The organism is Nocardia sp. NPDC059154 (assembly GCF_042755705.1).
Lineage (GTDB): Bacteria > Actinomycetota > Actinomycetes > Mycobacteriales > Mycobacteriaceae > Nocardia.
Genome location: NZ_JBHZCS010000009.1, coordinates 157,406 through 179,203 on the forward strand (window position 1 = coordinate 157,406; position 21,798 = coordinate 179,203).

At 65.1% G+C, this 21,798-nt stretch carries 18 protein-coding genes and 1 rRNA gene; 10 read left to right on the plus strand and 9 right to left on the minus strand.

What is annotated here, in order from left to right; genetic code table 11:
- The first annotated feature begins 2 nt into the window (after window positions 1–2).
- Together ACFXN1_RS11135 and ACFXN1_RS11140 are read left to right on the plus strand one after the other, a co-directional pair.
- Window positions 3–6,368 carry a DEAD/DEAH box helicase gene (locus ACFXN1_RS11135; RefSeq protein WP_379439830.1) on the plus strand — a complete coding sequence of 2,122 codons (6,366 nt, stop codon included), beginning with the start codon at window positions 3–5 and terminating at the stop codon, window positions 6,366–6,368.
- Window positions 6,368–8,602 (plus strand): 3'-5' exonuclease, encoded by a 2,235-nt coding sequence (locus tag ACFXN1_RS11140; RefSeq protein WP_379439829.1) that lies wholly within the window; start codon window positions 6,368–6,370, stop codon window positions 8,600–8,602. The genes ACFXN1_RS11135 and ACFXN1_RS11140 overlap by 1 nt, the downstream gene beginning before the upstream one ends.
- A gap of 63 nt (window positions 8,603–8,665) precedes the next feature.
- On the opposite strand, the gene ACFXN1_RS11145 is transcribed toward ACFXN1_RS11140, so the two are convergent.
- The gene (locus tag ACFXN1_RS11145; RefSeq protein WP_379439827.1) at window positions 8,666–8,857 is read right to left on the minus strand and encodes a DUF397 domain-containing protein; all 192 of its coding nucleotides are present in this window, start codon (window positions 8,855–8,857) and stop codon (window positions 8,666–8,668) included.
- A complete protein-coding gene (locus tag ACFXN1_RS11150; protein ID WP_379463552.1) occupies window positions 8,854–9,768 on the minus strand; it encodes a helix-turn-helix domain-containing protein in 915 nt (304 codons plus the stop codon). The genes ACFXN1_RS11145 and ACFXN1_RS11150 overlap by 4 nt, the downstream gene beginning before the upstream one ends.
- A gap of 151 nt (window positions 9,769–9,919) precedes the next feature.
- Here ACFXN1_RS11150 and ACFXN1_RS11155 point away from each other — a divergent pair, with 151 nt between their 5' ends.
- Together ACFXN1_RS11155 and ACFXN1_RS11160 are read left to right on the plus strand one after the other, a co-directional pair.
- Window positions 9,920–10,378 carry a DUF4254 domain-containing protein gene (locus ACFXN1_RS11155; RefSeq protein ID WP_379439824.1) on the plus strand — a complete coding sequence of 153 codons (459 nt, stop codon included), beginning with the start codon at window positions 9,920–9,922 and terminating at the stop codon, window positions 10,376–10,378.
- A gap of 87 nt (window positions 10,379–10,465) precedes the next feature.
- Entirely contained in the window at window positions 10,466–10,693 is a 228-nt protein-coding gene (locus ACFXN1_RS11160; protein WP_379439823.1) for a hypothetical protein, read from the plus strand.
- 365 nt (window positions 10,694–11,058) lie between these two features.
- On the opposite strand, the gene ACFXN1_RS11165 is transcribed toward ACFXN1_RS11160, so the two are convergent.
- Window positions 11,059–11,421, minus strand: a complete 363-nt coding sequence (locus tag ACFXN1_RS11165; RefSeq protein ID WP_379439821.1) for a YbaB/EbfC family nucleoid-associated protein — start codon at window positions 11,419–11,421, stop codon at window positions 11,059–11,061.
- Between the two features lie 183 nt (window positions 11,422–11,604).
- Here ACFXN1_RS11165 and ACFXN1_RS11170 point away from each other — a divergent pair, with 183 nt between their 5' ends.
- Both ACFXN1_RS11170 and ACFXN1_RS11175 read left to right on the plus strand, forming a co-directional pair.
- Window positions 11,605–11,922 carry a WXG100 family type VII secretion target gene (locus ACFXN1_RS11170; RefSeq protein ID WP_379439820.1) on the plus strand — a complete coding sequence of 106 codons (318 nt, stop codon included), beginning with the start codon at window positions 11,605–11,607 and terminating at the stop codon, window positions 11,920–11,922.
- Window positions 11,923–11,955: 33 nt separating this feature from the next.
- Window positions 11,956–12,261 (plus strand): WXG100 family type VII secretion target, encoded by a 306-nt coding sequence (locus ACFXN1_RS11175; protein ID WP_379439818.1) that lies wholly within the window; start codon window positions 11,956–11,958, stop codon window positions 12,259–12,261.
- A 23-nt stretch (window positions 12,262–12,284) separates the two neighbouring features.
- Here the strand turns inward: ACFXN1_RS11175 and ACFXN1_RS11180 are convergent, their stop codons facing one another.
- From ACFXN1_RS11180 to ACFXN1_RS11190, 3 genes are all read right to left on the minus strand, one after another.
- Entirely contained in the window at window positions 12,285–12,743 is a 459-nt protein-coding gene (locus ACFXN1_RS11180; protein WP_379439817.1) for a hypothetical protein, read from the minus strand.
- 53 nt (window positions 12,744–12,796) lie between these two features.
- Window positions 12,797–14,563, minus strand: coding sequence for a hypothetical protein (locus tag ACFXN1_RS11185; RefSeq protein WP_379439815.1), 1,767 nt, complete (start codon window positions 14,561–14,563; stop codon window positions 12,797–12,799).
- Window positions 14,564–14,834: 271 nt separating this feature from the next.
- Window positions 14,835–15,371, minus strand: coding sequence for a hypothetical protein (locus tag ACFXN1_RS11190; protein ID WP_379439814.1), 537 nt, complete (start codon window positions 15,369–15,371; stop codon window positions 14,835–14,837).
- Between ACFXN1_RS11190 and ACFXN1_RS11195 the strand changes: the two genes are divergently transcribed.
- Window positions 15,366–15,548 carry a hypothetical protein gene (locus tag ACFXN1_RS11195; protein WP_379439812.1) on the plus strand — a complete coding sequence of 61 codons (183 nt, stop codon included), beginning with the start codon at window positions 15,366–15,368 and terminating at the stop codon, window positions 15,546–15,548. The two genes, ACFXN1_RS11190 and ACFXN1_RS11195, sit on opposite strands and share 6 nt — an antisense overlap.
- Before the next feature lie 15 nt (window positions 15,549–15,563).
- On the opposite strand, the gene ACFXN1_RS11200 is transcribed toward ACFXN1_RS11195, so the two are convergent.
- Entirely contained in the window at window positions 15,564–15,998 is a 435-nt protein-coding gene (locus ACFXN1_RS11200) for an LppP/LprE family lipoprotein (protein WP_379439811.1), read from the minus strand.
- On the opposite strand from ACFXN1_RS11200, the gene ACFXN1_RS11205 reads away from it, so the two are divergent.
- The 3 genes from ACFXN1_RS11205 to ACFXN1_RS11215 all read left to right on the plus strand — a co-directional run bounded on the left by ACFXN1_RS11205 (window position 15,991) and on the right by ACFXN1_RS11215 (window position 20,651).
- Window positions 15,991–18,315 (plus strand): plasmid pRiA4b ORF-3 family protein, encoded by a 2,325-nt coding sequence (locus ACFXN1_RS11205; RefSeq protein ID WP_379439809.1) that lies wholly within the window; start codon window positions 15,991–15,993, stop codon window positions 18,313–18,315. The two genes, ACFXN1_RS11200 and ACFXN1_RS11205, sit on opposite strands and share 8 nt — an antisense overlap.
- A 240-nt stretch (window positions 18,316–18,555) precedes the next feature.
- The gene (locus ACFXN1_RS11210; protein WP_379439808.1) at window positions 18,556–19,584 is read left to right on the plus strand and encodes an SEC-C metal-binding domain-containing protein; all 1,029 of its coding nucleotides are present in this window, start codon (window positions 18,556–18,558) and stop codon (window positions 19,582–19,584) included.
- A 158-nt stretch (window positions 19,585–19,742) separates the two neighbouring features.
- Window positions 19,743–20,651, plus strand: a complete 909-nt coding sequence (locus tag ACFXN1_RS11215) for a hypothetical protein (RefSeq protein WP_379439806.1) — start codon at window positions 19,743–19,745, stop codon at window positions 20,649–20,651.
- 238 nt (window positions 20,652–20,889) lie between these two features.
- On the opposite strand, the gene ACFXN1_RS11220 is transcribed toward ACFXN1_RS11215, so the two are convergent.
- Together ACFXN1_RS11220 and rrf are read right to left on the minus strand one after the other, a co-directional pair.
- Window positions 20,890–21,369: an SUKH-3 domain-containing protein gene (locus ACFXN1_RS11220; protein WP_379439804.1), complete on the minus strand. Its 480-nt coding sequence runs from the start codon at window positions 21,367–21,369 to the stop codon at window positions 20,890–20,892.
- Window positions 21,370–21,505: 136 nt separating this feature from the next.
- Window positions 21,506–21,622: ribosomal RNA gene (gene rrf, locus ACFXN1_RS11225) — 5S ribosomal RNA — on the minus strand.
- Window positions 21,623–21,798 lie beyond the last annotated feature (176 nt).

The window sequence follows — 21,798 nt, forward strand, 5'->3', positions numbered from 1 at the left end:
TCATGGGGGCACTGCTTCCCACCTTGCAGGCTGATCGCCTGTGGGAGGGGTTGACCGACTACCTGGCGACCACGTTCGCGCTGACCGATCCGGATGCGCAGGGTGCGTTGTCGGATTTCATCGGGCATCCGGTGTCGGGGATGTTCAAGGGGCCGTATGTGCGGTTGCGGTTGCCGTTCGCGCCGGCGCGGGGGAATTGGGGGATGCGGCTGGATTGGTTGCCGGACGGGTTCGTGCCGTATCAGCATCAGGCGGAAGCGTTCGGGCGGTTGTCCACGAAGTTTCAGGACCGGCCGTTGCCGACGCTGGTGACGACGGGTACCGGGTCGGGAAAGACGGAGTCGTTCCTGTATCCGATTCTGGATCATGTGCTGCGCGCGAATAAGTCGGGTGTGGCGGGGATGAAGGCGCTGATCATCTATCCGATGAACGCGCTGGCCAATGATCAGGAATTGCGGTTGGCGCGGATCATCGCGAAGGATCCGCGGCTGGCAGGGGTGACGGCCGGGTTGTATACCGGGGAGCAGTCCTCGGGTGGGCGGACGATGGTGTCGGCGGAGGGGCTGATCACCGATCGGCGGTTGATGCACGATTCGCCGCCGGACATTCTGCTCACCAACTACAAGATGCTCGATCATCTGCTGCTGCGGCCGGATCGGGCGGCGATGTGGCGGCAGTCGGCGGAGTCGCTGCAATACGTGGTGCTGGATGAGTTCCACACCTATGACGGTGCGCAGGGCACCGATGTGGCGATGCTGTTGCGGCGGTTGGGGTTGGCGGTCAAGTCGTATTGGACCGCGGATTCGGCTGTGACGGAACAGGATCGGGGCCGGCCGCTGGGGAAGATCACCCCGGTGGCGACGTCGGCGACGCTCGGGTCCAAGGATAAGCCCACCGAGATGCTGGAATTCGCGCACACCGTGTTCGGGGAGGTGTTCGAGGAGAAGGCCGCGATCGGGGAGACGCGGCTGACCGCCGAACAGTGGCTGGACGACCGCAGTCCCGCCCTCGACGGGCAGTGGCGGCAGAACCGGCCGACCGCGTTCGAGGAGATCGTGGTGTGGCTCGACAAGTTCGCGCAGATCGCGCCGTCGAACGCGACCCTGGCGGCGGGCGTGCTGGCCACCATGTTCAAACGCGCCGACGACAGCGGCAAGGACCTGCGGCGGGTGGCCGCCGATCTGCGGATGCTCGACGATATCGAGAAGCTGGACCTGTTGAAGGGTCACGCCACCGTCATCGCGCTGCTCGAAAAGGCGGTCGACGCAAGGGCTCTCGCCGATCTCGCCGAGGAGCTGTTGCCCGCGCCGGAACCCGACACCCCCGGTGCGCGCACCGCCCGGCAGCGGTATCTCGCCTACATTGTCGCCGCCCTGTCCCACCTGCGGGCCGAGATCGGCCGGGCCGCGTTGAACGTCGATGTGCACCTGTGGATTCGGGAGCTGTCGCGCATCGACCGCGCGCTGTCGGCGACCACCGAATACCACTGGAGCGATGACGGTCCGGTTGACAATCGCAGCAAGGAATTCCAGACGGCCGTCTATTGCCGCCATTGTGGCCGCTCCGGGTGGGGTGTGCGGCTGGCTCCGACCGGCAGCACCCTCGACCCGATCGAGGAGTCGGTGCGCGCGTATCACGCCACCGGCGGCCCGCGGTTCCGGGCGCTGATCTCCGCGCCGGTCGAAGCGCATCTCGGCACGGAGGTTGAGGGCCTGCGCTGGCTGCGCGTCGAGGATCGCGAAATCAGTGACGAGACACCGGATCCCGAAAGCGTCGAGGTCCTCGAAGGCCACGTGCTGCCGGTGCTGGTACTGACCGGGCCCGAGGCCGATACCAACTCACAGAAGGATCTGTGCCCGGCCTGCGGCAGCGCCGACGGCATCCGGTTCCTCGGTAGCGCGGTGGCGACCCAGCTGTCGGTGGCGCTCTCGAATCTGTTCGGTGACGCCGAACTCGACGCCGACGAGAAGAAGGCGCTGATGTTCACCGACAGCGTGCAGGACGCGGCCCATCGCGCGGGCTTCGTGCAGTCGCGGTCGCACACGCTGAGCCTGCGCTCCACCCTGCGGAACGCATTGTCCGACAGTGCGTCCGACGGCGAGATGATGACGCTGGCCGAACTGTGTGAGCGGGTCGTCGACCGGGCCGGTGAGGACCCGATGCGCCGGTATCACCTGCTGGCCCCCGACATCGTCGAGCATGAGGCGTTCACGGCGTTCTGGCAGTCCGACCGGACCAAGGAGGACCGCCGCAAGGCGCTGCGGAATGTGAAGCGCCGCCTGCAATTCGACATCGACCTCGAATTCGGACTGCAATCGCGGCTCGGCCGCACCCTGGAACTGACCGGCAGCGTGGTCGCCGAAGTCGACCTCGGCGACGCCGACCGCGTGATCAAGCTGGGCCGCGCGGCCGTGGCCTCCACCCAGCATCAGACCAGCATCGGAGAATCCGCGGCCGGCCCCGCCCCGGAAGCGATCACCCGGTGGGTGCGCGGCACGATCGAGCGAATGCGGACCCAAGGCGCGATCCGTCACGAATGGCTCGACCGGTTCGTAGCCCGCGACGCCAACCGCCGGTGGATCTGGGGTGGCCGCCCCAAGGGGCAGGGCATGCCCGCCTTCCCCAAAGGCCGTCCGGCCCCGGCGTTCCCGGCGATCGGGGCGCGCACGGTCCCGGAGGGTTTCGACGCCATCACCGCCCCTTCCTCCTGGTATGCCAGGTGGGCGTCGCAATGCCTGGACGTGTCCTCCTTCGAGGGCGGATTCCTCGCCCGCACCCTGTTCGCGACCCTCGCCGAACAGCGCGTCCTGAGCACGGTGTCGACCGAGAAGGACCTCACCGCCTATCAGCTCAGTGAGTCCGCGATCCTGGTCGGCGTCCCCGAATACGACGATCTCATCGACTCCCGGCACCTGCTGGTGTGCGATGTGTGCCAAACCCAGAATCCGGGCACGATCGCGGTCATCGACCAACTCGACGGCGCACCCTGCCTGCTCGTCCGCTGCCCCGGCACCCTGCGGCGCGGGCCGCGCAAACAGAACTTCTACCGCAAGCTCTACGACTCCTCGGAGATGAAGCGGGTGGTGGCGCGCGAACACACCTCGCTGCTGCCCACCGCGACCCGCCTCGACTACGAGTCCAAATTCAAGAGCACCGTCCCCGACCCGGCCGCACCCAATGTGCTGGTCGCGACACCCACCCTCGAAATGGGTATCGACATCGGCGATCTGTCGACGGTGATGCTCGGCTCCATGCCGCGCACCGTGTCGTCGTATCTGCAGCGGGTCGGCCGCGCGGGCCGTCTCACCGGCAACTCGCTGGTGCTGGCGTTCGTGCGGGGGCGCGGGGAGCACCTGCCGAAACTGCACGACCCGACCTCGGTCATCCAGGGTGATGTCCGCCCACCCGCCGCCTTCCTCACCGCCGAGGAGATCCTGCAACGGCAGTATGTGGCGCACCTGGTCGACCGGATCGCACGGGAACCGGGCGCACAGGATCCGGGCGACGCGCGGGCCGTGCTCGGCAGTTTCGACGAGAACAGTTGGATGGCGGCGCTTCTCGACCTCGCCGACCAGCAGGCCGAGAAACTCGTCGATGAATTCCTCGGACAGTTCAGCGAGCTTCTCACCCCCGCCGCGCGGGAAGCGTTGCGCGCGTGGGCGATACCGTCCGAGGTGGACGCCCCCAGCGTGCTGGTGGCGTACCTGCGGGAGGCGGTGCACCGCTGGAATCGGGACGTCACCGAACTGTCCGCGCGCCGCAAGGCCGTCGACGCCGTCGTCCCGGAACTGGAGAAGCGCGCCAACTCCCCAGCCGCCACCGACGACGACAAGCGGGACCTGCGCACCGCGCGCGGCACCCTGCGCCTGCTGCAAACCCACATCAAGGACCTCACCACCGAGCATTGGGTGGGCGTCCTCGAACGCTATGGCGTCCTGCCGAACTACACCCTGCTCGACGATTCGGTAACCCTCGACGTCGGTATCACCTGGATCGACCCGGACACCAACCAGTACGACGGGGACACCGCCATCTACCAGCGTGGCTCCCGGGTGGCGCTCACCGAATTGGCTCCCGGCTCAACGTTTTACGCCCAGGGCCTCGCCGTCGAGATCGACGCCATCGACCTCGGCCCCGGCGAGTCCAGCATCCACACCTGGCGGATGTGCCCGCAGTGCGGCTGGGCCGCCATCGCGCACGCCGGCGAGGAGACCGCACCGCCCATCCAGTGCCCGCGCTGCCATACCGGGGCGATCGCCGACATTAGTCAGCGGTTGCAGGTGGTGGAAATGTCGAAGGTGTCCGCCGAGGTCAAACGCGACGAGGCGGCCATCGGCGATTCCCGCGACGAACGCCGCCGCGAGACGTACACCGTCCTCACCGCCGCCGACATCGACCCCGACAATATCGTGTCCCGCTGGTTCGTCGCCGACCGCGACTTCGGGGCGGAATACCTGCGCAGCATGGATATTCGCTGGCTCAATATGGGGCGCCGCACCTCGCAGGGCGGTAAACGGACCATCGCCGGGGAGGAGACGACCGCCGGACTGTTCCGGGTGTGCTCGGGGTGCGGTCGCCTCGACAAGGTCGCCGGACAGAACCTCGCCTACGAGCATCGGGCCTGGTGCAAGTTCCGCACCGCCACCGATGAACAGCATGTGCGGGAGATCGCGCTCGCCCGCACCCTGCGCACCCAGGCGGTGCTGCTGCACCTGCCGAACTGGCTCGAATTCGACACCTTCGCCTATCCGAGCCTGAGCGCGGCGATCCTGCTCGGCCTGCGTCAGGTCATCGGCGGCTCCCCTGAGCACCTCGACGTCGTCACCATCACCGACGCCCTGCATGCGCCGAATCAGCACGCGCTGCTCATCCACGACACCGTGCCCGGCGGCACCGGCTACCTCGCCGAGTTCGCCGATGCCGCGAAGGTGTGGTCGGTGCTGGTCGCGGCGCGCAAGCTGTGCCGCGAATGCGAATGCGCGCAACAGGATCGGCGGGCCTGCCACAAGTGCCTGCTGCCGTTCGCGCCGCCGCATCAGCTCGACAAGGTGTCGCGCGTGGCCGCGCTGCACGTGCTCGACTCACTGCTCGGTGCCAAAGGCGATGTCGAACCCGACTGGGAGACCTGGCAGCAGTCGATCACCAGGGAGGAACCGGGCAAGAAGGTCGGCAGCCCGGAATCACCGCTGGAACGGGAGTTCTACGTCGAGTTCGTGAAGCGGTTGCGGACCATGGGCGCGACCGTGACGGAGAAGCCCGGTACTCACTCGCCCTCGGCGAAGATCACCATGCCCGGCAGCAAGATTCGCACCTGGAACCTCATCCCCCAGGTGCAGTACGGCAATGTCAAACCGGATTTCGAGTTGAGCACCCTCGACGCGAACATCCCCGATATCGCGATCTTCGCGGACGGCCGCAGATTCCACGCCACCCCCGACAAAAACCGGGTCACCGACGACGCCCGCAAACGCGCGAGCCTGCGGTCCGGGCACGTGATCGTGTGGTCCTTCGGTTACGAGGACCTGCAGCGGTTCAAAACCAACCAACCGGTGAAACCGCCGTGGCATCAAGCCAAAGCCGCGAACGTGACCATGCAGATGGGCAAACTCAAACCGGCCGTCATGCGCCACCTCACCGAATCCGATCCGATCACCCAGCTGCTCGAGTTCATGAGCGACCCCGACGCCGAGGTGTGGCGTGAAGCCGGCCGCTGGCTGCCGCTGATGTTCGTGCGCGACAAGCAGTTCAAGGGCGACGGCACCGCCATCGCCGCCTGGGCCCTCGACATCCTCGACGGCCAGAAGACCCCGATCCCGGCGGGTCCGCACCCGTGCTGGTCCTACTCCGACGGCCCGCTCACCGTGACCGCGACAATGCGCAAGGACCGCGGGATCACCGAGATCAGCGCCGTCCTCGCCGTCGACGACCGCGACCGCAAACTCGAAGCGCACGGCGGGCAGGGCTGGAAGGAGTGGGTGCGGCTGTCGAACTGGTTCGGGCTCAGCGACACCAATATCGTCACCACCCGCACCCTGCTGGCCGCCGACACCTCCACACCGGACCGCACGGCGATCAGCAGCGGAGTACACCTGTCCGCCGCCTGGCAGCAGCTGCTCGGCGAAACCGTCTCCGCGGCCGAGAAAGAACTCGTCCTCGCCCTCGCCGAGGCCGGCGCGCCGCCCCCGGTGCTGGGCCTGGAAACCGACAACGGCGAAGTGGTGGACCTCGGCTGGCCAGACAGCCAGATCGCGGTCCTGCTCTACGACAACGAAGAAACCGCCACCCTCATGTCCGAACTCGGCTGGACCATGTGCCCGCCCAGTCCCGAACAGATCGTGGCGGTCCTGAAGACTAACGGGGTGATGTGATGCCGAATATCGTGATGGCGACCAATACCAAAGCCATGGGCAAACTCGACGGGTCGGTCAAACGGAAGGTCTACGACTTCCTGGAGAAGCTGCAAGCCGACGACACTGCCTCCGGGCTGCACATCGAACCGATGAAGGGCGCGGCTGACTCTCGCGTCCGCACCGGGCGCGTCGACATCCAGTACCGGGCCGTCCTGTTCCGGGTCGACCCGAAGGGCGGCGACACCACCTACATCTACATGGGCACCTGGAATCATGACGAGGCCAATGCCCTCGCCGAACGCTCGACCCTGCGCGTCAACCCGATCACCGGCACCCTCGAAGGCATCATCGGGGAACTCAACGGCGAAGCCGACCGCAAAAAGCGGACGATCGTCCGCGACCCGGACGGGGCGCTCGGCAAAGCTGTTTCCGCGCAAGAGAAGTCGTTCCTCACCCAGCTCGGTTTCACCGTCGCGGATCTGACCGCAAGCCTGGGCCTCGATCCGGAACTCGCCGAACGCGCCCTCGCGGCGATGGACGAGGACGCCATCAACGAGCTCGCCGCCGAGGCCGAGGCCACCGGCAGCTGGCAGGGTCTGGCCCTGTTCGAACTGGCATTGGGCGTCAGCATCGACGACATCCGCGACAAGCTCGCGCTCACCGAGAACCCCGTCGACAACACCCTCGACGAGGACTCGCAGATCATCGCGGCCCTCGACCACCCGGTGTCGAAGATGCAGTTCACCTACGTCGGCGACAACACCGAGGAACTGCGCCGCGTCATCGAAGGCGGCGACTTCGCGGCCTGGCGCACCTTCCTGCACCCCGAACAGCGGGAGTACGCGGAGAAGAACTTCAGCGGCGCGGCCCGAATCTCCGGCGGCGCGGGCACCGGCAAGACCGTGGTCGCGATCCACCGCGCTCGCAACCTATGGAAACGCAACCCCGAGGCCCGAATCATCCTGACCACCTTCAACAAAACCCTCGCCATGGACCTGCGGGCCGCGCTGAAGGTCCTCGAACCCGGCATCCGCATCGCCCAGAAGCCCGGCGACACCGGCGTCTACGTCGAAGGCATCGACAAACTGGCCAGCGACATCCTCAACCGCGCCACCGACCTCGGCCCCGCCTCCACCACCCTGTTCGGCACTCCCATCCAACCGACCTCGGCCCGCACCAACACCAACCGACTGTGGCGCGACGTCGTCGAAACCGTCAACAGCGGCCTCGACGCCCGCCTCGCCACCCCTGCGTTCCTCGACAACGAGTACGTGAGCGTCGTCCTCGCCAACCGAGTCACCACCCTCGAGCAGTATGCGAAGGTGGCGCGCGCCGGCCGCGGCGTCCGCCTCAGCCGCCCGCAGCGGATCGCGGTGTGGAAACTGGTGGAGGGCTTCCGCAAACAGAGCCGCACCGACGGCACCCTCAGCTTCCCCGAGGTGCTCGCCCTCGCCGCCGAATACCTGAAGGCACGCGCCGCGAGCGGCCACGTCGTCGCCGACCACGTCCTCGTCGACGAAGCCCAGGACCTGCACGCCACCCACTGGGCGCTACTGCGCGCCCTGGTCGCCGACGGCCCCAACGACCTATTCATCGCCGAAGACTCCCACCAGCGCATCTACGGCCAGCCGGTCGTGCTCAAGCGCATGGGAATCCAGATCGTCGGCCGCGCCAAACGCCTCACCCTCAACTACCGGACCACCGCCGAGAACCTCGACTTCGCAGTCAAGATCCTCCAGGGCGGCCAATACCAGGACATCCAGGGCGACGCGGAATCCACCAAGGGCTACCGTTCGGCCCGCAACGGCCCCATCCCCCAACTGCTGCAAACCGATTCGGCGTTCAATGAACTGGAAGTCGTCGCCGACAAGGTCCGAGGGTGGCTCGCCGCCAAGGTGGAACCCTCCACCGTCGCCATCCTCACCCGAGGCCAGAACGAACGCACCCAATTCGTCCGCGCCCTCGGCGAACGCGGCATCGAAGCCCGAGCCCTCGACGACAACCCCGCCACCTCCGGCCACGTCCAGGTCCTCACCATGCATCGCTCAAAAGGCATGGAATTCTCCCGCGTCATCCTCGCCGGCATCGACGAATCCCACGTCCCGTCCCGCTCGGTGACCAAGTCGGTCCCCGAAGAGGAACAGGCCGAAGCCCTCCTCCGCGAACGCTCCCTGCTCTACGTCGCCGCCAGCCGCGCCCGCGACGAACTCGTGGTGACGTGGAGCGGCAAGAAGTCCGAACTGCTGGACTGAGCAGGCCGCCGGGCGTATCCGAACCCACGGATACGCCCGGCGCCCCGTGTGTCCGACAATGGTTCAGCCCCGCCAGATCTCGCTGGCGAGGAAGCGGTCCCACTGGTCGCCGGAGAACACCAGCGCGGGGCCGTGCGGGTCCTTCGAGTCGCGCACTCCGACCGACCCGGCCGAAAGATGAGCGATCTCGACACAGGTGTCAGCGTTTGGACTCTTGCTGGACTTGAACCAGCGCGCATTCGATAGATCGGTCACGCCTCGCACTCCTCTGCGACCCTCGAAAACAGTTGCCTGGTATCGCTTTCGCTCAACGCTACCTGCTCGATTCCAGCGATCGCCCGGCGATGTCGGTCGATCACACTGCCGTGTTCGAGGTACAGCGCACCCTCGTATCCCTCGACATAGACGACCGGGGGTTCGGTCAGATTTCTACTCGGCAGCGGCGGGAACTCCAGCAACGTGAAGGACTGGACTACAAGCCCGAGATGGTCCCCGGCGTCCAACGGCACCACTTGAAGAGAGATGTTGGGTCGCCCAGCCAGGTCCACGAGATAACGAGCCTGCTCGGCCATAACCGTACGGCCACCGGGCTTGTGCCCTAGAACCGCCTCCGACAAAAGACATTTCATGCTGAGTGTGTCCGACCGCTCAGCGAGCATGGCCTGCCTGCGCGCCGCCAGTTCGAGGCGCCTTTCGACGTCGACGGCGGACAGGCCGGGATCGGCGATCCGGATCATGGCACGTCGATAGTTGGGGTGCTGCAACAGTCCGGGAATCAGCGCTAGATGGAAGATCGTGATCCTGCGCGCGGTGGCCTCCAACGACAGGTACTGATCGAAGTGGTAGGCGTACTGGTCGGAATACGCTCGCCACCAACCGGCCGACGACCCGCTTCGCTTCGCGGAGCGAATCTCTTGCTTGACCTCATCCCACAATCCGAGTACCTCGGAACGCTCCGCACTTGGGTCACCAATTCCGTAAAAGTCGAGCAGCGAAGCAATCTGGACGGTCGAGATCTTTATCTTCTGTCCATCCTCCATCCGGCCGAGAGTCTGCGGGGAGATCTCGATGTGCAGACCGGCAGCCAACTGACTCTTACCTGCGCAAACCCGATGCTTCCGCAGCATCCGCCCGAGAGCTCTGAGCGGGAGAGTTGATCCAGCCATTCGTTAGCCTCGCTATCCGGGGCGCTCCAAAATGATTGCTCCATACTGGGTTACCGGTTGAAATTCTCGATTCACTGGTTTCGACATTCCAATTCTATTGGCGCAGGTGTCTACTGAACTCACGATCACGAAAAGCCGAGGGGAGCAACCAATGACCATCCAGCTGCCGTCCAAAGATCTGCTCCTGCACGCCTGCGCCGGAACCATCACCCAGCCCCACCCGCTCCTCCAGGCCGCCTACGAACTGGCCAGTCTCCACGAAGCCCGCCATGCCGCCACCCCGGCCGACATCACCGAAATCGATTGCGCCCGCGACCGATTGATCCACGACATCGACCTCTGGACCGCACGCGAACTCCCCCGCCCCTTCGCCACCGCCACCCTGCACACCGAAACCCTCGGCATGGTCATCGACCGCCTCGCCCGCTTCTCGGTCGCCGCCCGCACCGCCCTCGCCGACCCCGCCACCGGCCTCTACTCCCACGACGCCTGGACCCGCCTGGCCGAACTCTCCCTCGCCTACGCCGACCTCACCCACGACCTGACCGCCCGCACCCGCCGGATCCCCCACTCCGTCACCGCCCAGCCGGACAACCTCCCCCACCCCTGAATCCGACTACCCACCAGCGGATCTCACCGACCGTTACCGGCCCGATCGACTCACACAATCTGGTCGATTCCCCGAAAGAGGTGCATGATGACGACCCTCTGGCTTCCCTTCCTCCTCGGCCTTGCCGCCGGCATCACCCTCACTTGCCTACTCCCTCTCATCACCCGCCCCAGCCGCCCACCCACCACCAACGGCTGGACCGTCGCCGCCATTACCTCCCGCCTCGAACGCGAACACCGCGCCCGCGACGAATCCGGCTACACGCGACCGTCATCCCGTACCCGGCACAACAGACCGCAGCCCGCCCAGCGATGAACGGCCGATCCGGCCCGCCGTCAGGCTCCCCGCACCGGCACGACCCCGCCGGACATCTCCCTGATCTGCCTAACGAGCGCTCGGACGAACTGGTCATCGAAAGGCCGGAAACCGCCATCGAAGTGATGGTCTGCGGCCAGGTAGAAGATGTAGCCACGCAATGCCGACAACTCACCCGGCAGCTGCCCGCTCTCTTTCCACGACGCCGGCAAACCCCCTGACGGGCTCCCTGAGCCCATACAGGTCACCACCCATTCCCGACACGTTGTACGTGTCAGCGAACTCGGTCATTTTCGCTCATCCGCGCCCTCCGGCGGTACAGCGCAACTCTCCGCAATTCGGCTGCCTGAATCATCGAGGCGACGTCACAACGAATGGGTTATGCGGAGCGGATTCAATTCTTCCCACTCCGTGGCCCCGGACCGTGGGTCCGGTGAGACCTTCCCTGTGGACGCCTCGGGCTGATCCCGCAACTCCGCGAAAACCCTGGTGGCCTCTGCCTGCGCTCGTTCCCTGGCTTCTTGGTGGCATTGCGTGATGGCCTGTGCCAACCGGGCCGGCTCAACCGACATCGCCGACTGTTCGATACGGAGGTCGGTGATCGTTCCGTTCACGTCCGTTTCGACAGCCACTGTCCCGCCGGGGGTTTCGGCCCGACCGCGAACCTCTACGATCGCGCTGTGGAGGCGCGCGTTGTCTTCGGCCAGCTGTTCGAGTTCGGCACTCATCGGCAACCCCTTCATCGAGGCGCGAAGCCGCGATCTCGCCGGAACGCGCCGATCAAGAACCTAGCGGTCCATCTGAGTTCGCGACAAGCGAGATGCTGCCGGTGCCAGACCCTCAGCGCGCCAATCGATTGCGGGTAGGCTGGCACGGATTTCGTTGTGTGGGTTGAAAACCAAGGGGGCTTCATGACATCGAGCTCGGCTACGCCCGGGGAGGGCTTCCACGTTGTACCCGCCGACGTGACCGATGCCGGCCGTTTCGTGCAACTGACAGCCGAAGAGTTGATCCGCGGAGTCAAATCGCTCGATGCCGAAGTGACGAGCCTGTTGACCACGTGGAAGGGCAACTCCGCGGATCAGTACCGCCACGGCTGGGAAGAAGTCCATGCCGGAGCGCACGACGTGCTGGAGGCCCTGAAAACCATGGCCGAACTGCTGGGCGTCTCGGCCACCATGTACACGGACATGGATCAAGGCAACTCCGGCGACTTCTGCTCACTCTGAATCCGCCGCCGAACCGATCCCGCTGGGGAGGGAATGATGAACGACTCGCGAGCCTTTCAGGTGAATCTGTCTGAACTGGAAGGCATTCAGGATCAGATATCGTCCTTCACCAGCTTTCTCGCCGATAGCCTGTCGGGGCTACAGCAGCGGATCGCCTCGGTCCAGCAGAGCTGGACCGGACCCGCAGCGGACGCCCAGTCCGATGCCTTCCAGCAGTGGCTGACCGGCGCAGCCGAGGTCTCCGACGGGATCGAGGAGATGAAGCGGGCCGCCCGCGATGCGCATGCCCACTACAGCAGCGCGGCGAAAACGAACAGTGCGATGCTCGGTCGCGGATGAGGTTCGGATCCGCCCGCGGACCTTCACTTGCCACAATTTCCGATGCTTACGTCGATGACCACCTGTTCACCTTTGAACACGGCGGCGAGTTGCTCGGCGGACAGATGGAACTGTGATCTCCTCGCATCCAGATCCAGATTCGCGGGATATGACACGGATGCCATGCATCCGTCCGAACGCTTACCCTTCGCAACCACGCCCACCTTGGTATCGACACCCGGCGGGCTGGAAGGCGGGGTCACACCGTTCAGCTGGATCGTCGGCACCGACGCGACCGCCACAGGATCCGGCTTCGGCGCGGGGCCGATGAAATAGACATGTGCGAAGGACCGATCGTCGTCCGTATAGCTCGTTATCGCGGTGCGCGAAAACCCAGCGACAGTCGTCGCTTCAGCTATTCGCGTCGCTTCGACCGGAAGGCTGCGCCAGGATTCGAAACGCTGATAGCCACATGCCAGCAGCACCACACCGATCAGGAGCACGAAGGCACCGAGCCCCCATCGAACCCATCGCCTGTCGCCGCGCACCAGGCCCCTCACCGATACGCCCCGCTTCCGCAGAGGATGGTGTCCGCGAGCGCGACGACGTTGATGGTGCTCTTTCCGTGCTCTACCTCATGATGCTGGTCGTCCTCCAGGAACGCACCCGCTCCCGTGGCGACCTCCAGCGAACGTTCCCAGGTACCACCGGCGTTGTAACCGGACCCGAGGAACTGGTCCTTCGGCTGGCTCGCGCGCACTTCCGGCGTCGCTTGGGTGGCCGCGTCCTCGCTGAGCATCTTCAGATTGTAGGCAGCCGCCTTCATACCCAGATCATCGTTCCCCACCAAATCCGACCATTCCTTTCCCTTGAACTGCTCCGGATACTTTTCCTTGACCTCATTGAACGGCGTCACCTTCATATTCGTGAGACCGATCGAGTTCCCGACACCATTCTTGTCGATCCCGAGCTCGGAAGCTTTGACCCGCGCGGAGTCCCATATGTTCCCGGCATCAATGCCATTCTCGGACTTGGGCTTATAGGTCGACGGCCCACCCTGGAGGTCATCGTAAAAGTGACTTCCCAGCCCGGAACGCAGCGGAGCCCCCTCCTGCAGCGCCATGGCAAGCACCAGCCGCGGATCGACTCCCGCCTCGTTCCCGTACTTCACCGCCAGCTCGGCCCATGACTTCATTTGGGGTCCATAGGCATCCAACGCGCCGAGATTCACGGCCGTCAACTTTGCCGTCGGGGAATACCAGGCGACGATGTTGTCCCATTCTCCGATGAACGCAGTATTATCGCCCTGGTTTCCAGATTCGGCCAGGAGTGGCAACTTCGACAGCGCTTGAATCTGTGGAAGGACACTCAGCGCATCCGAGGCGACGAAACCATTGACGGCATAGTTGGCTTTGGAGAAGTCGGTGAACAGCGGGGTGTTGCGTGCCGTCACGTTGAAGGTGTTCGCGGCGTTGAGCACGTCGATCGCGCTGAGCGTCGCAGCCACCGAAACCCGGACCGAGGTGTTACTCGTCGTCGGTGTCACCTTGACACCCGGATGGGTCGGGAACGCTCCCGGCGCGGCGTCGGACAGCTTCTGGCGCGCGTCGATGAGACGGTCCCGGTGGTACCCGGTCTGGATGGCGAGAGTGGCTGCGACATTGCCGATTTGCTCCACCCCTGTCTTCAGCGCATCCAATGCGGCCTCGATATCCTGCACTTCGGGCGCCTGCACACCGATGAAGGAGTTCCGCACATCCAACAGCGTCATCGGTGACGTCAGCAACTCGCCGCTGAAGGCGAGGGCATCCCACGCGGCAGACGCCGCGGAGAGCGCGTCGACACGCCCGTTCGGCGCTCCCGTCCACGGCGTCGGGCTCTGCCAGTCGGGCGCGATCACCAGCCCGGCGCCGTTGTCGCCGCTGGGGTCCGGGGTTTCGGGGAAGACATCGGCCCCCACCGGTTTCACCGTCCCCAGCGTGGGCTGCTGCGGCGGTGTCCCCTTGTTCGGACTCGGATTCGCGTTGTACTCAGCGGCATCCCAGTTGTATCCGGCGATATTGAGAATGTCGCTGAAGTGCGCCAGCGCGGCCGCACAGGTCATGATCGCGGTCCGCACATCGCCGACGTGCTTGCGATAGGCGGTGTTCCAGCCGGTCACCGCCGAATAGTTTCCAGCCATCCCAAAACTGGCCGCCAGGCCCGGCACCAGATCGCGGGTGACGGCGGTGCCGATATCGCAGGCGAGCGTGACGAGGCTCTTGGCCGCCTGGTAATACACATTGGGATCGACGGCCAGCGTCGCACCGTCAGGTGGGGCCATCAGCGCTCGCCTCGCCGCACACCGATTCTCATGGCTTCCCCTCCCCCGACCTAGCATCCGATGTCCGACTCTAGCGAAGCGGGACCATCCCCTGTCGCACCGCACGATAATGTGGCCATTGCCAGGGCACGACGGGCTGATCCCGCAACTCCGCGAAGACCCTGGTGGCCTCGGCCTGCGCTCGTTCCCAGGCGGCTTGGTGACATTGAATGATGGCCTGCGCCAACCGGGCCGGCTCGGTAGTGGGCTCCCGCTGGTTTTCCACACTCGATCAGTTTCCGAACAGCATGGCCGCCACCCGATTCGCGTCGGATTCCTCGACCCGCACCACCCGATATCCCTCGTCCTTCAGTCCGGCGTCGCGGTCGGTGTCCTCGCCCTCGACCAGCACCACGCCGACCTCTCGCCAGACCGCTTCGATCGGCCAGTAGTGCCGGCCCAGGTCAATGGCGATGTCGGGCTTGGCAACTCCCTGCTCGGCGAGCTCGGACAACAGCGCCGTCACCGCCTTGGACATGTGCACCAGGGTCTCGCCCCAGGGGCTGTCCGAATCGGCGGCTCGTCTAACGAAAACTGGTGGGCTAGCCACAGCCGTCTGAAACGATACGATCTCCTGCCCGAAGCTCAGCTCGTCATTGCCCGGCGGAATCAGCTCTGCGACACAGCGGTTGGGATCAGAGCGCACCTCGAGCCGGATTCCATCGGTGTCCCGCGGCCGACGCAGTAGTACCAACGCCCCGCCGTTCAGGCCCACGAAGAGCCCGAGTTCACCGTCGACAATTCGCCCGAACATCTCGAAACCGTGCACCGGGTTGCTCCTGCCATCCCGTTGGCCGTCCTCATTTTCGTGCGGGCGCGCCTGATGATGCTCGGCATCGCCCGCGTCACCGCCAGTGCCCTGGGCGAGCCCGAACCGGCATCCCTGCACGGCACGCCGCTGCTGGTCCAACTCGCCGATGCTCTGGACGCGGTCCGCCCGCCCTGAGCATCGGCCTGACACTCAATTGCTCGGCGGGAACTGCCCCTTCGCCACCACCTTGCCACCCGAGAGTGTGAAGGTCACCACGCTGGGGCCGCCGCTCGGGCAGCACAGGGCGTCACTCGATTTCGCCCACTTGTACTGCACCGAGACGGTATTCGCGGTCTTTCCGATGACCTCGGTGTAGCCGTAGGGGTTGGATGTCGCGGTACCCAGGTAGGTGCCGTTGGTGAAGAACAGGACATGGGTGTACGGGTGAATATTGCCCGATTCCACCGTCATCCACGACAGCACGCCATCGCAGCCCGCCGAGATCGGGTCACTGCTCGCCGACGGATTGCCCCATCCGCCGTTCGCGGTCGAGGCGAGACTCTTGATCGCCGAGTTGGCGAGCCCGGAATTGAGGTCGAAACACAGTCCGTGGCCGCTGCCGTTGGGTGCCGGATTCGTGGTCACCGGCACGATCGTGGGTTGCGGCGTGTCGGTCGCGGCACTGGTGGCAGGTGCGGGCTGCGGCGAATTGGCATCGCCCGCAGATGGATTGCCGCCCTGGCCGCCCGGGGCCTGGGCGGGAGGCGGAGCCGACTGGTTACCTTGCGCCGGTGCGGTCGTCCCCTGGGATGCGGCGACTGTCGTGCTCGCTGTTCCCGCCTGGGTCGACGAGCTGCCGGAGCATCCGCTCGCGGCCGCCACGAGGACGGTGGCGAACGCGGCGAACAGCACTGATCTGGCTTTCATATTTCTCCTCGCATCGATACGCCATCCCCGACTTCCATCCAAACGGAAGGACAAACTGGTCATCGGCTCCAGTCAGGCAGGCGTTAACGGAGCGTTTGTGGGCGTGATGCCCCAAAAGTCTGGGGCGCGAACACAATTCACCCAGACGGCTGAGAACTGCGGACGGCGACGCCACGACAGTCAATCCCGAACAAAACAATCGGCCACAGCGCTCGTGGACACCCCGAGCGAAACCACTAACACACCCCAGGCTGGTTGTATTCGGCTGGGAGGAAGCCGTATTGGTCGCAAGGGGATCTGGCAACCCGACACCGTCCGCGTGCGGCGCAGTAACGCGCCGGCGCTCGTCACCAAGGCCACCCGTCAGCTCGGGCCTTCGGCCTTCGAGGATCTCACGATCTGTCGTTCGATCGATGTGCCGATTGCCAGGCTTGGCATCGGGTCGGCAAACCGGGCGGCGGACCCCGTGAGCGTCCACGGGTGGGCGGGCAGCTGGGGGCCGAGTAGCGTGCTCGCTATGCCTCAGCGCGATTTGGATCCCGTCATCGAGCAAATGCTGGCGCAGCTGCATCCCGATGATCTGAAAGCGCTGATCGGGCAGTTGATGGAGAGCCCCCGCGAGGCGGAAGAGGTGTCGGTGCCCTCTCGACGCCGACCGCGGCGGGAGCAGGCGATGACCTATCGTGTTCGCATCGATCTGGTGGATACCGAACCGCCCGTGTGGCGGCGGCTCGAGCTCTCGTCCGGACTGTTTCTCGACGAACTGCATGCGGCCATTCAGGTCGCGTTCGGCTGGACCGACAGTCACTTGCATCAGTTCGGCAGCGGGCCAGCGTATTACGACCGACGTACGGAGTACTACCTGTGCGCGTACCAGGCCGACGAGGGTGAGCCGGGGATCCCCGAAGAGCAAGTCCGTTTGGATGAGGTGCTGGTCGACGTCGGCGACATCTTGTACTACCTCTACGACTTCGGCGACGACTGGCAGCACGTCATCGAGTTGGAGGCCGTGTCACCGCGCGAGCCCGGCGCGGCTCGCGCACTGTGCACGGACGGCCGCCGGCCAGGTCCGCCGGAGGACTGCGGCGGTGTCGGAGGATACGAATTGATCATTGCGGCAACTGATCCCGCACATCCTGAGCATCGTCAGGCGGTGGCCGAGTTCCGGAGTCTGTACGGCGAGGACATCGATCAGAACTACTACTCGCCGGTACCCTTCGACCTCGACACGATCAACGAGCGCCTCACCGCCATCGACCTGGAGATTCCCGCCGACCGGGAGCCCGGGCCGATCGATAGCACAGACGCCGATCTGCCTGAGCTGATGCGCGACGTCGTCATACTCCAGCGGACAGCACCGCCGCCGGCTCGAAATCAATTGCGACAGCTGATCGATCGTGTACAGCCCGGCATCCCGGTACACATCGACGAGGAAATCGCTTCCGCCGCGGTACACCCCTATCGTTGCCTCATCGAGCATCTCGGAACCAGCGGCATCACCCTGACCGGAGCCGGATATCTTCCACCGGCCGTCGTGGCGTCCATCTTCCGCGAGCTGAGCATGGACGAGGACTGGATCGGGAAGGGCAATCGCGAAGACCTGACGTCACCCGTGGCACAGCTGCGAGCGTCGGCGCAGCAGATGGGCCTGGTGCGCAAATACCGCGGCAAGCTGTCGGCCACAACGAAAGGCCGTGCACTCCGCGATGACCCGATTGCGTTGTGGTGGCACCTGGCAACGAAGACCGGTGAACGGATCGGCAAGTACGGGGACGAGCCAGCCCTGCTGTATCTCATGGCAATCGCTGCCGGTGTGACCGATGGTGTCGACCGCATGGTCGCCGACCTCCTGACCGCCACAGGCTGGCGGCTCGCCGACGGGACCCCGCTCGAGACGGTGGACATCACGTCCGCGGTCGGGCACCTGAGCGACGTGTTCGAACGGATGAACCTCTTACGGCGGGACCGCACCACATTCGGACGCCAGTTCAGTTCACACGCAGCCGAGTTCGCGCGGTCGATACTGTTGCGGTAGGTGCCCGAAGAATGGTCACCCCACTCGTTGTGCGAGATGATTGAGACGGCAACTACGCGGACACCTGCCCGGAGTGCTCACCGCTGAGCAAGTCACACATGCCGGACACCATGCAAGACTGACCGGCCGCAATCCCGACCCTCGAGACACCACGCTGCCGAGACTGCTGCCCAGCCCCGGTCAGTATGCTTCCCCGAGTGGTGACGAAAGCCGAAACCACCGTCATCGTAAGGGGGAAGAATGCCCGCTGAACCGACCGACGACGGCCAGCTCGACGCACTGCGGCGGAAGAAGGAGCGGCTGGAAGCCGAGAATGCCCGGCTGACTGCGGAGTTGGCGGCGGTCACGGCGGAATTTGCGGGTTTTCAGCAGCCTCCCGAGAAGATCGCCCAGGACTTCGAGCGGGAGGCCGCGGCGGGCGAACCTTTGGACCGAGCACAGAACCTCAACGAGGCCGCCTCGTATTGGGCGATGGCCGGAGACTACGACAAGGCACGGCGGCGGTATCTGGACGCCATCGCCGACGGCGGTCCGGTCGCCGCCGACGCGCGCGTCTGGTATGCGACATTCCTGCTCGAGCACGGCGACGAGGAGGAGGCCTACGACCTGCTCGAGGTGGTATTCGCCGAGGGATCCGACGACTACCAGGTGTACGAGATTGCCGGCGAGGCCTTCGCGGAGCACGGGGATCTCGAGGAAGCACTGCGCTGGTTCGAATCGGGACTCGAGCGGGTGCGGGTGTCCGCGGCAGACGATGACGCCCGGGAATCCCTGACACGATTCCGGCTGGCATCGGGTCGCGCCCGCATCCGCGAACTGCTCGGACTTCCGGAGGACGAGACTGACTTGGGCGTCGACCAACACCGCGCGCGCGTGATCGCCGATCTGACCCAACGCGACCTCCCCGCGAAGCCCGTACGAACCGCTGTCCTGTTCTTTCCGGAACACGAATTCGCACAAGCCATTCGGCGATGGCCGGCGATGCACGCCTACGACACCTTCGACGAGCACCGCGCGGCGGTGGAACACTCCCTGCGTGAGCTCGAGCCGGGACGGTCGCCACGGGTGATCACCACGACCGTCGATGGGCTCGCCGAATACGCGGCCCGAACCAACGCCAACCCCGAACTACCCACTACGCGAGCCGCTTTCGCGAAACAACTCGTCGACACCACCCACCACGCCGCACCCTGGCCACCCGGCCGAAATGACCCCTGCTGGTGCGGTTCCGACCGCAAGTACAAGAAGTGCTGCGGGCGACCGGACTGAGATCCCGCCGATGACGCGCTCGACGCGCGGAACGAGCGCGAGGGACCTTCCCGGTTGCACCCGGTCTCCAACCCGCCGAGTCCCGTGCAAATCGGGAGGGTCCGGACGACATCACAACAATCGCACACACATTCGATCCGACGCGATAGCTTCATCGCATGGTCGGCTCCAAACACGAAGCGATGCACCGGCTCTTCCAACGCCACCCGGATGTATTCGGCCGCGCGTTCGACGCGCTGAATCTGCCGTTCCCCAAACCGAATACCGTGGCTCTGTTGCCCAACGATCTCACTGAGATCGAACCGCTGGAGCGGCGCGTGGACACACTCCTACGCGTCGACACCGACGAAGGCCCATTCCTGCTACTGGTGGAGGCTCAGAGCCGAGACGACAAGCGCAAGCCGAGCGCCTGGGCCTACTACCTCGCACACGTCCACGCGAAGTACGACCTGCACCCGGTCCTGCTCGTCGTATGCCAGGACGCCGCGACCGCGGCGTGGGCCGCCGGTCCACAGCATATCGGCCCACGCCAGTGGGCCAGCCTCGTCGTCAGGCCTCTGGTCCTGGGCCCACACAACGTGCGGCCGGTAACCGATCTACAGGAGGCGGTCAGCGATATTCCGCTGGCCACCCTCTCCGCGATCACCCATGCCAACGACCCTGGCATCGGTGACATACTGAAAACGCTGGCCACCGCATTGCAAAGAGTCGACGAGGACGACGCACTGATCTTCGCCGAACTCACTGAACTCGGGTTGGGCAAAAGCCCGGCCGGACGACTCTGGAGGCAGTTGATGACCGTGGACCTCTCCTTTTTCCGCTCCGAAACCTCCCAGCGCCTGCGGGCGCAGGCCCGCACCGAGGGACATGCCGAAGGACTCGCTGAAGGACGTGCGGAGGGGCTTGCCGTAGCCGTTATTCACACACTGGAGCGAAACGGAGTCACCATCACCGCCGCGGCCCGTGAGCGCATCACGTCCTGCACAGAACCCGAACGTCTCCTCGACTGGCTGGACAAATCCATCACGGCCAGCACCGTCGACAGCCTCTTCGAGGACCCTGCATAACCTGCCGGATTACGGTGTCAGGTGCAGATGACCTCTCGCTAGGAGACAGAACTCGACCGTGGTGACGGGTGGACCGAACCCGTCACGACTGATCGACACCGATCGAGCCGCACACCTGCTCCTCGGCCGTCACGCTCGCTCCTCTGGAAGGTCTCTGATGTCGTATTGCCTGGCGGCACAGTGAGATCCGAAACATTGGCATAGGCGGTGGTCATCCGATCTGAGGTTGTGCCGACACCTAGGATGCTCGGGTTTGCCGGGCTGCTGAGATCGGCCGGCCGCGGTGGTACGTGAGGATCTGGTCGGGGGTGCGGTGGCGGCGGAGGATGAGGTCGAGGGCCTGGGGGAAGGTGGGGCCCAGGAGGTGGAGGGCCAGGATGCCATCGGAGACGACGTTGCCGTTGTCGAGCATCAGGAGAAAGGTTGTGCCGGTGGCGTTGGCGGCTAGGGGGGTCATGCGGTGGCCGAGGGCTGATTCGAAGTCGGCGTAGCGGTCGTACATGCCGTTGGCCACGTCGATTGGGTCGAAGAAGATGGGGTCGGAAGGCCACAGGGCGCCGGCGAGGTCCGGGGGGCGAATGGCGAGTTTGCCGAAGGATTCGAGGATTGATGCCGCGGCGCGAGAGACCTGGAAGCCTTCGGCCTCCAGGCGGTCGATCCATTCGGTGATGTCTACTCGGCGACGTGGGGTCCAGCCCGCGGCTGTGAGAGCTTGCAACGTGATTGGATTCGGCCAATAGAAGCGCATAGAGACTATTCGGTGCTGAATCGTGTTAGGCACGTATCGATTTGGTTGACTTGCCCTGGATACGCAGAAGGCCCCCAGCTTATGCTGGGGGCCTTCGCGAAGGATGTTCCGGCGGTGTCCTACTCTCCCACACCCTGTCGAGTGCAGTACCATCGGCGCAGGTGGCCTTAGCTTCCGGGTTCGGAATGGGACCGGGCGTTTCCCCACCGCTATAGCCGCCGTAACTCTATGAAACTGTCACATTCCATGTGCCGGAGAGAAATTCGAGGGGCAACCCCTCGGAATCCTTCTCCAACACACGGTCGTGTGTTGTTTCAGATACTGCACAGTGGACGCGTAGCTTCTTTGTTGGTAAGTCCTCGGCCTATTAGTACCAGTCACCTACATCTGTTACCAGAC

Bases quoted from the DNA above. Each gene is read 5' to 3' on its own strand.
- ACFXN1_RS11175 (WP_379439818.1), top strand. From the start codon at position 11,956: ATGATGAACGACTCGCGAGCCTTTCAGGTGAATCTGTCTGAACTGGAA.
- ACFXN1_RS11165 (WP_379439821.1), bottom strand. From the start codon at position 11,421: ATGAGTGCCGAACTCGAACAGCTGGCCGAAGACAACGCGCGCCTCCAC.
- ACFXN1_RS11215 (WP_379439806.1), top strand. From the start codon at position 19,743: ATGGTCGGCTCCAAACACGAAGCGATGCACCGGCTCTTCCAACGCCAC.
- ACFXN1_RS11135 (WP_379439830.1), top strand. From the start codon at position 3: ATGGGGGCACTGCTTCCCACCTTGCAGGCTGATCGCCTGTGGGAGGGG.
- ACFXN1_RS11185 (WP_379439815.1), bottom strand. From the start codon at position 14,563: ATGGCCCCACCTGACGGTGCGACGCTGGCCGTCGATCCCAATGTGTAT.
- ACFXN1_RS11155 (WP_379439824.1), top strand. From the start codon at position 9,920: ATGACCATCCAGCTGCCGTCCAAAGATCTGCTCCTGCACGCCTGCGCC.
- ACFXN1_RS11160 (WP_379439823.1), top strand. From the start codon at position 10,466: ATGACGACCCTCTGGCTTCCCTTCCTCCTCGGCCTTGCCGCCGGCATC.
- ACFXN1_RS11150 (WP_379463552.1), bottom strand. From the start codon at position 9,768: ATGGCTGGATCAACTCTCCCGCTCAGAGCTCTCGGGCGGATGCTGCGG.
- ACFXN1_RS11140 (WP_379439829.1), top strand. From the start codon at position 6,368: ATGCCGAATATCGTGATGGCGACCAATACCAAAGCCATGGGCAAACTC.
- ACFXN1_RS11210 (WP_379439808.1), top strand. From the start codon at position 18,556: ATGCCCGCTGAACCGACCGACGACGGCCAGCTCGACGCACTGCGGCGG.
- ACFXN1_RS11170 (WP_379439820.1), top strand. From the start codon at position 11,605: ATGACATCGAGCTCGGCTACGCCCGGGGAGGGCTTCCACGTTGTACCC.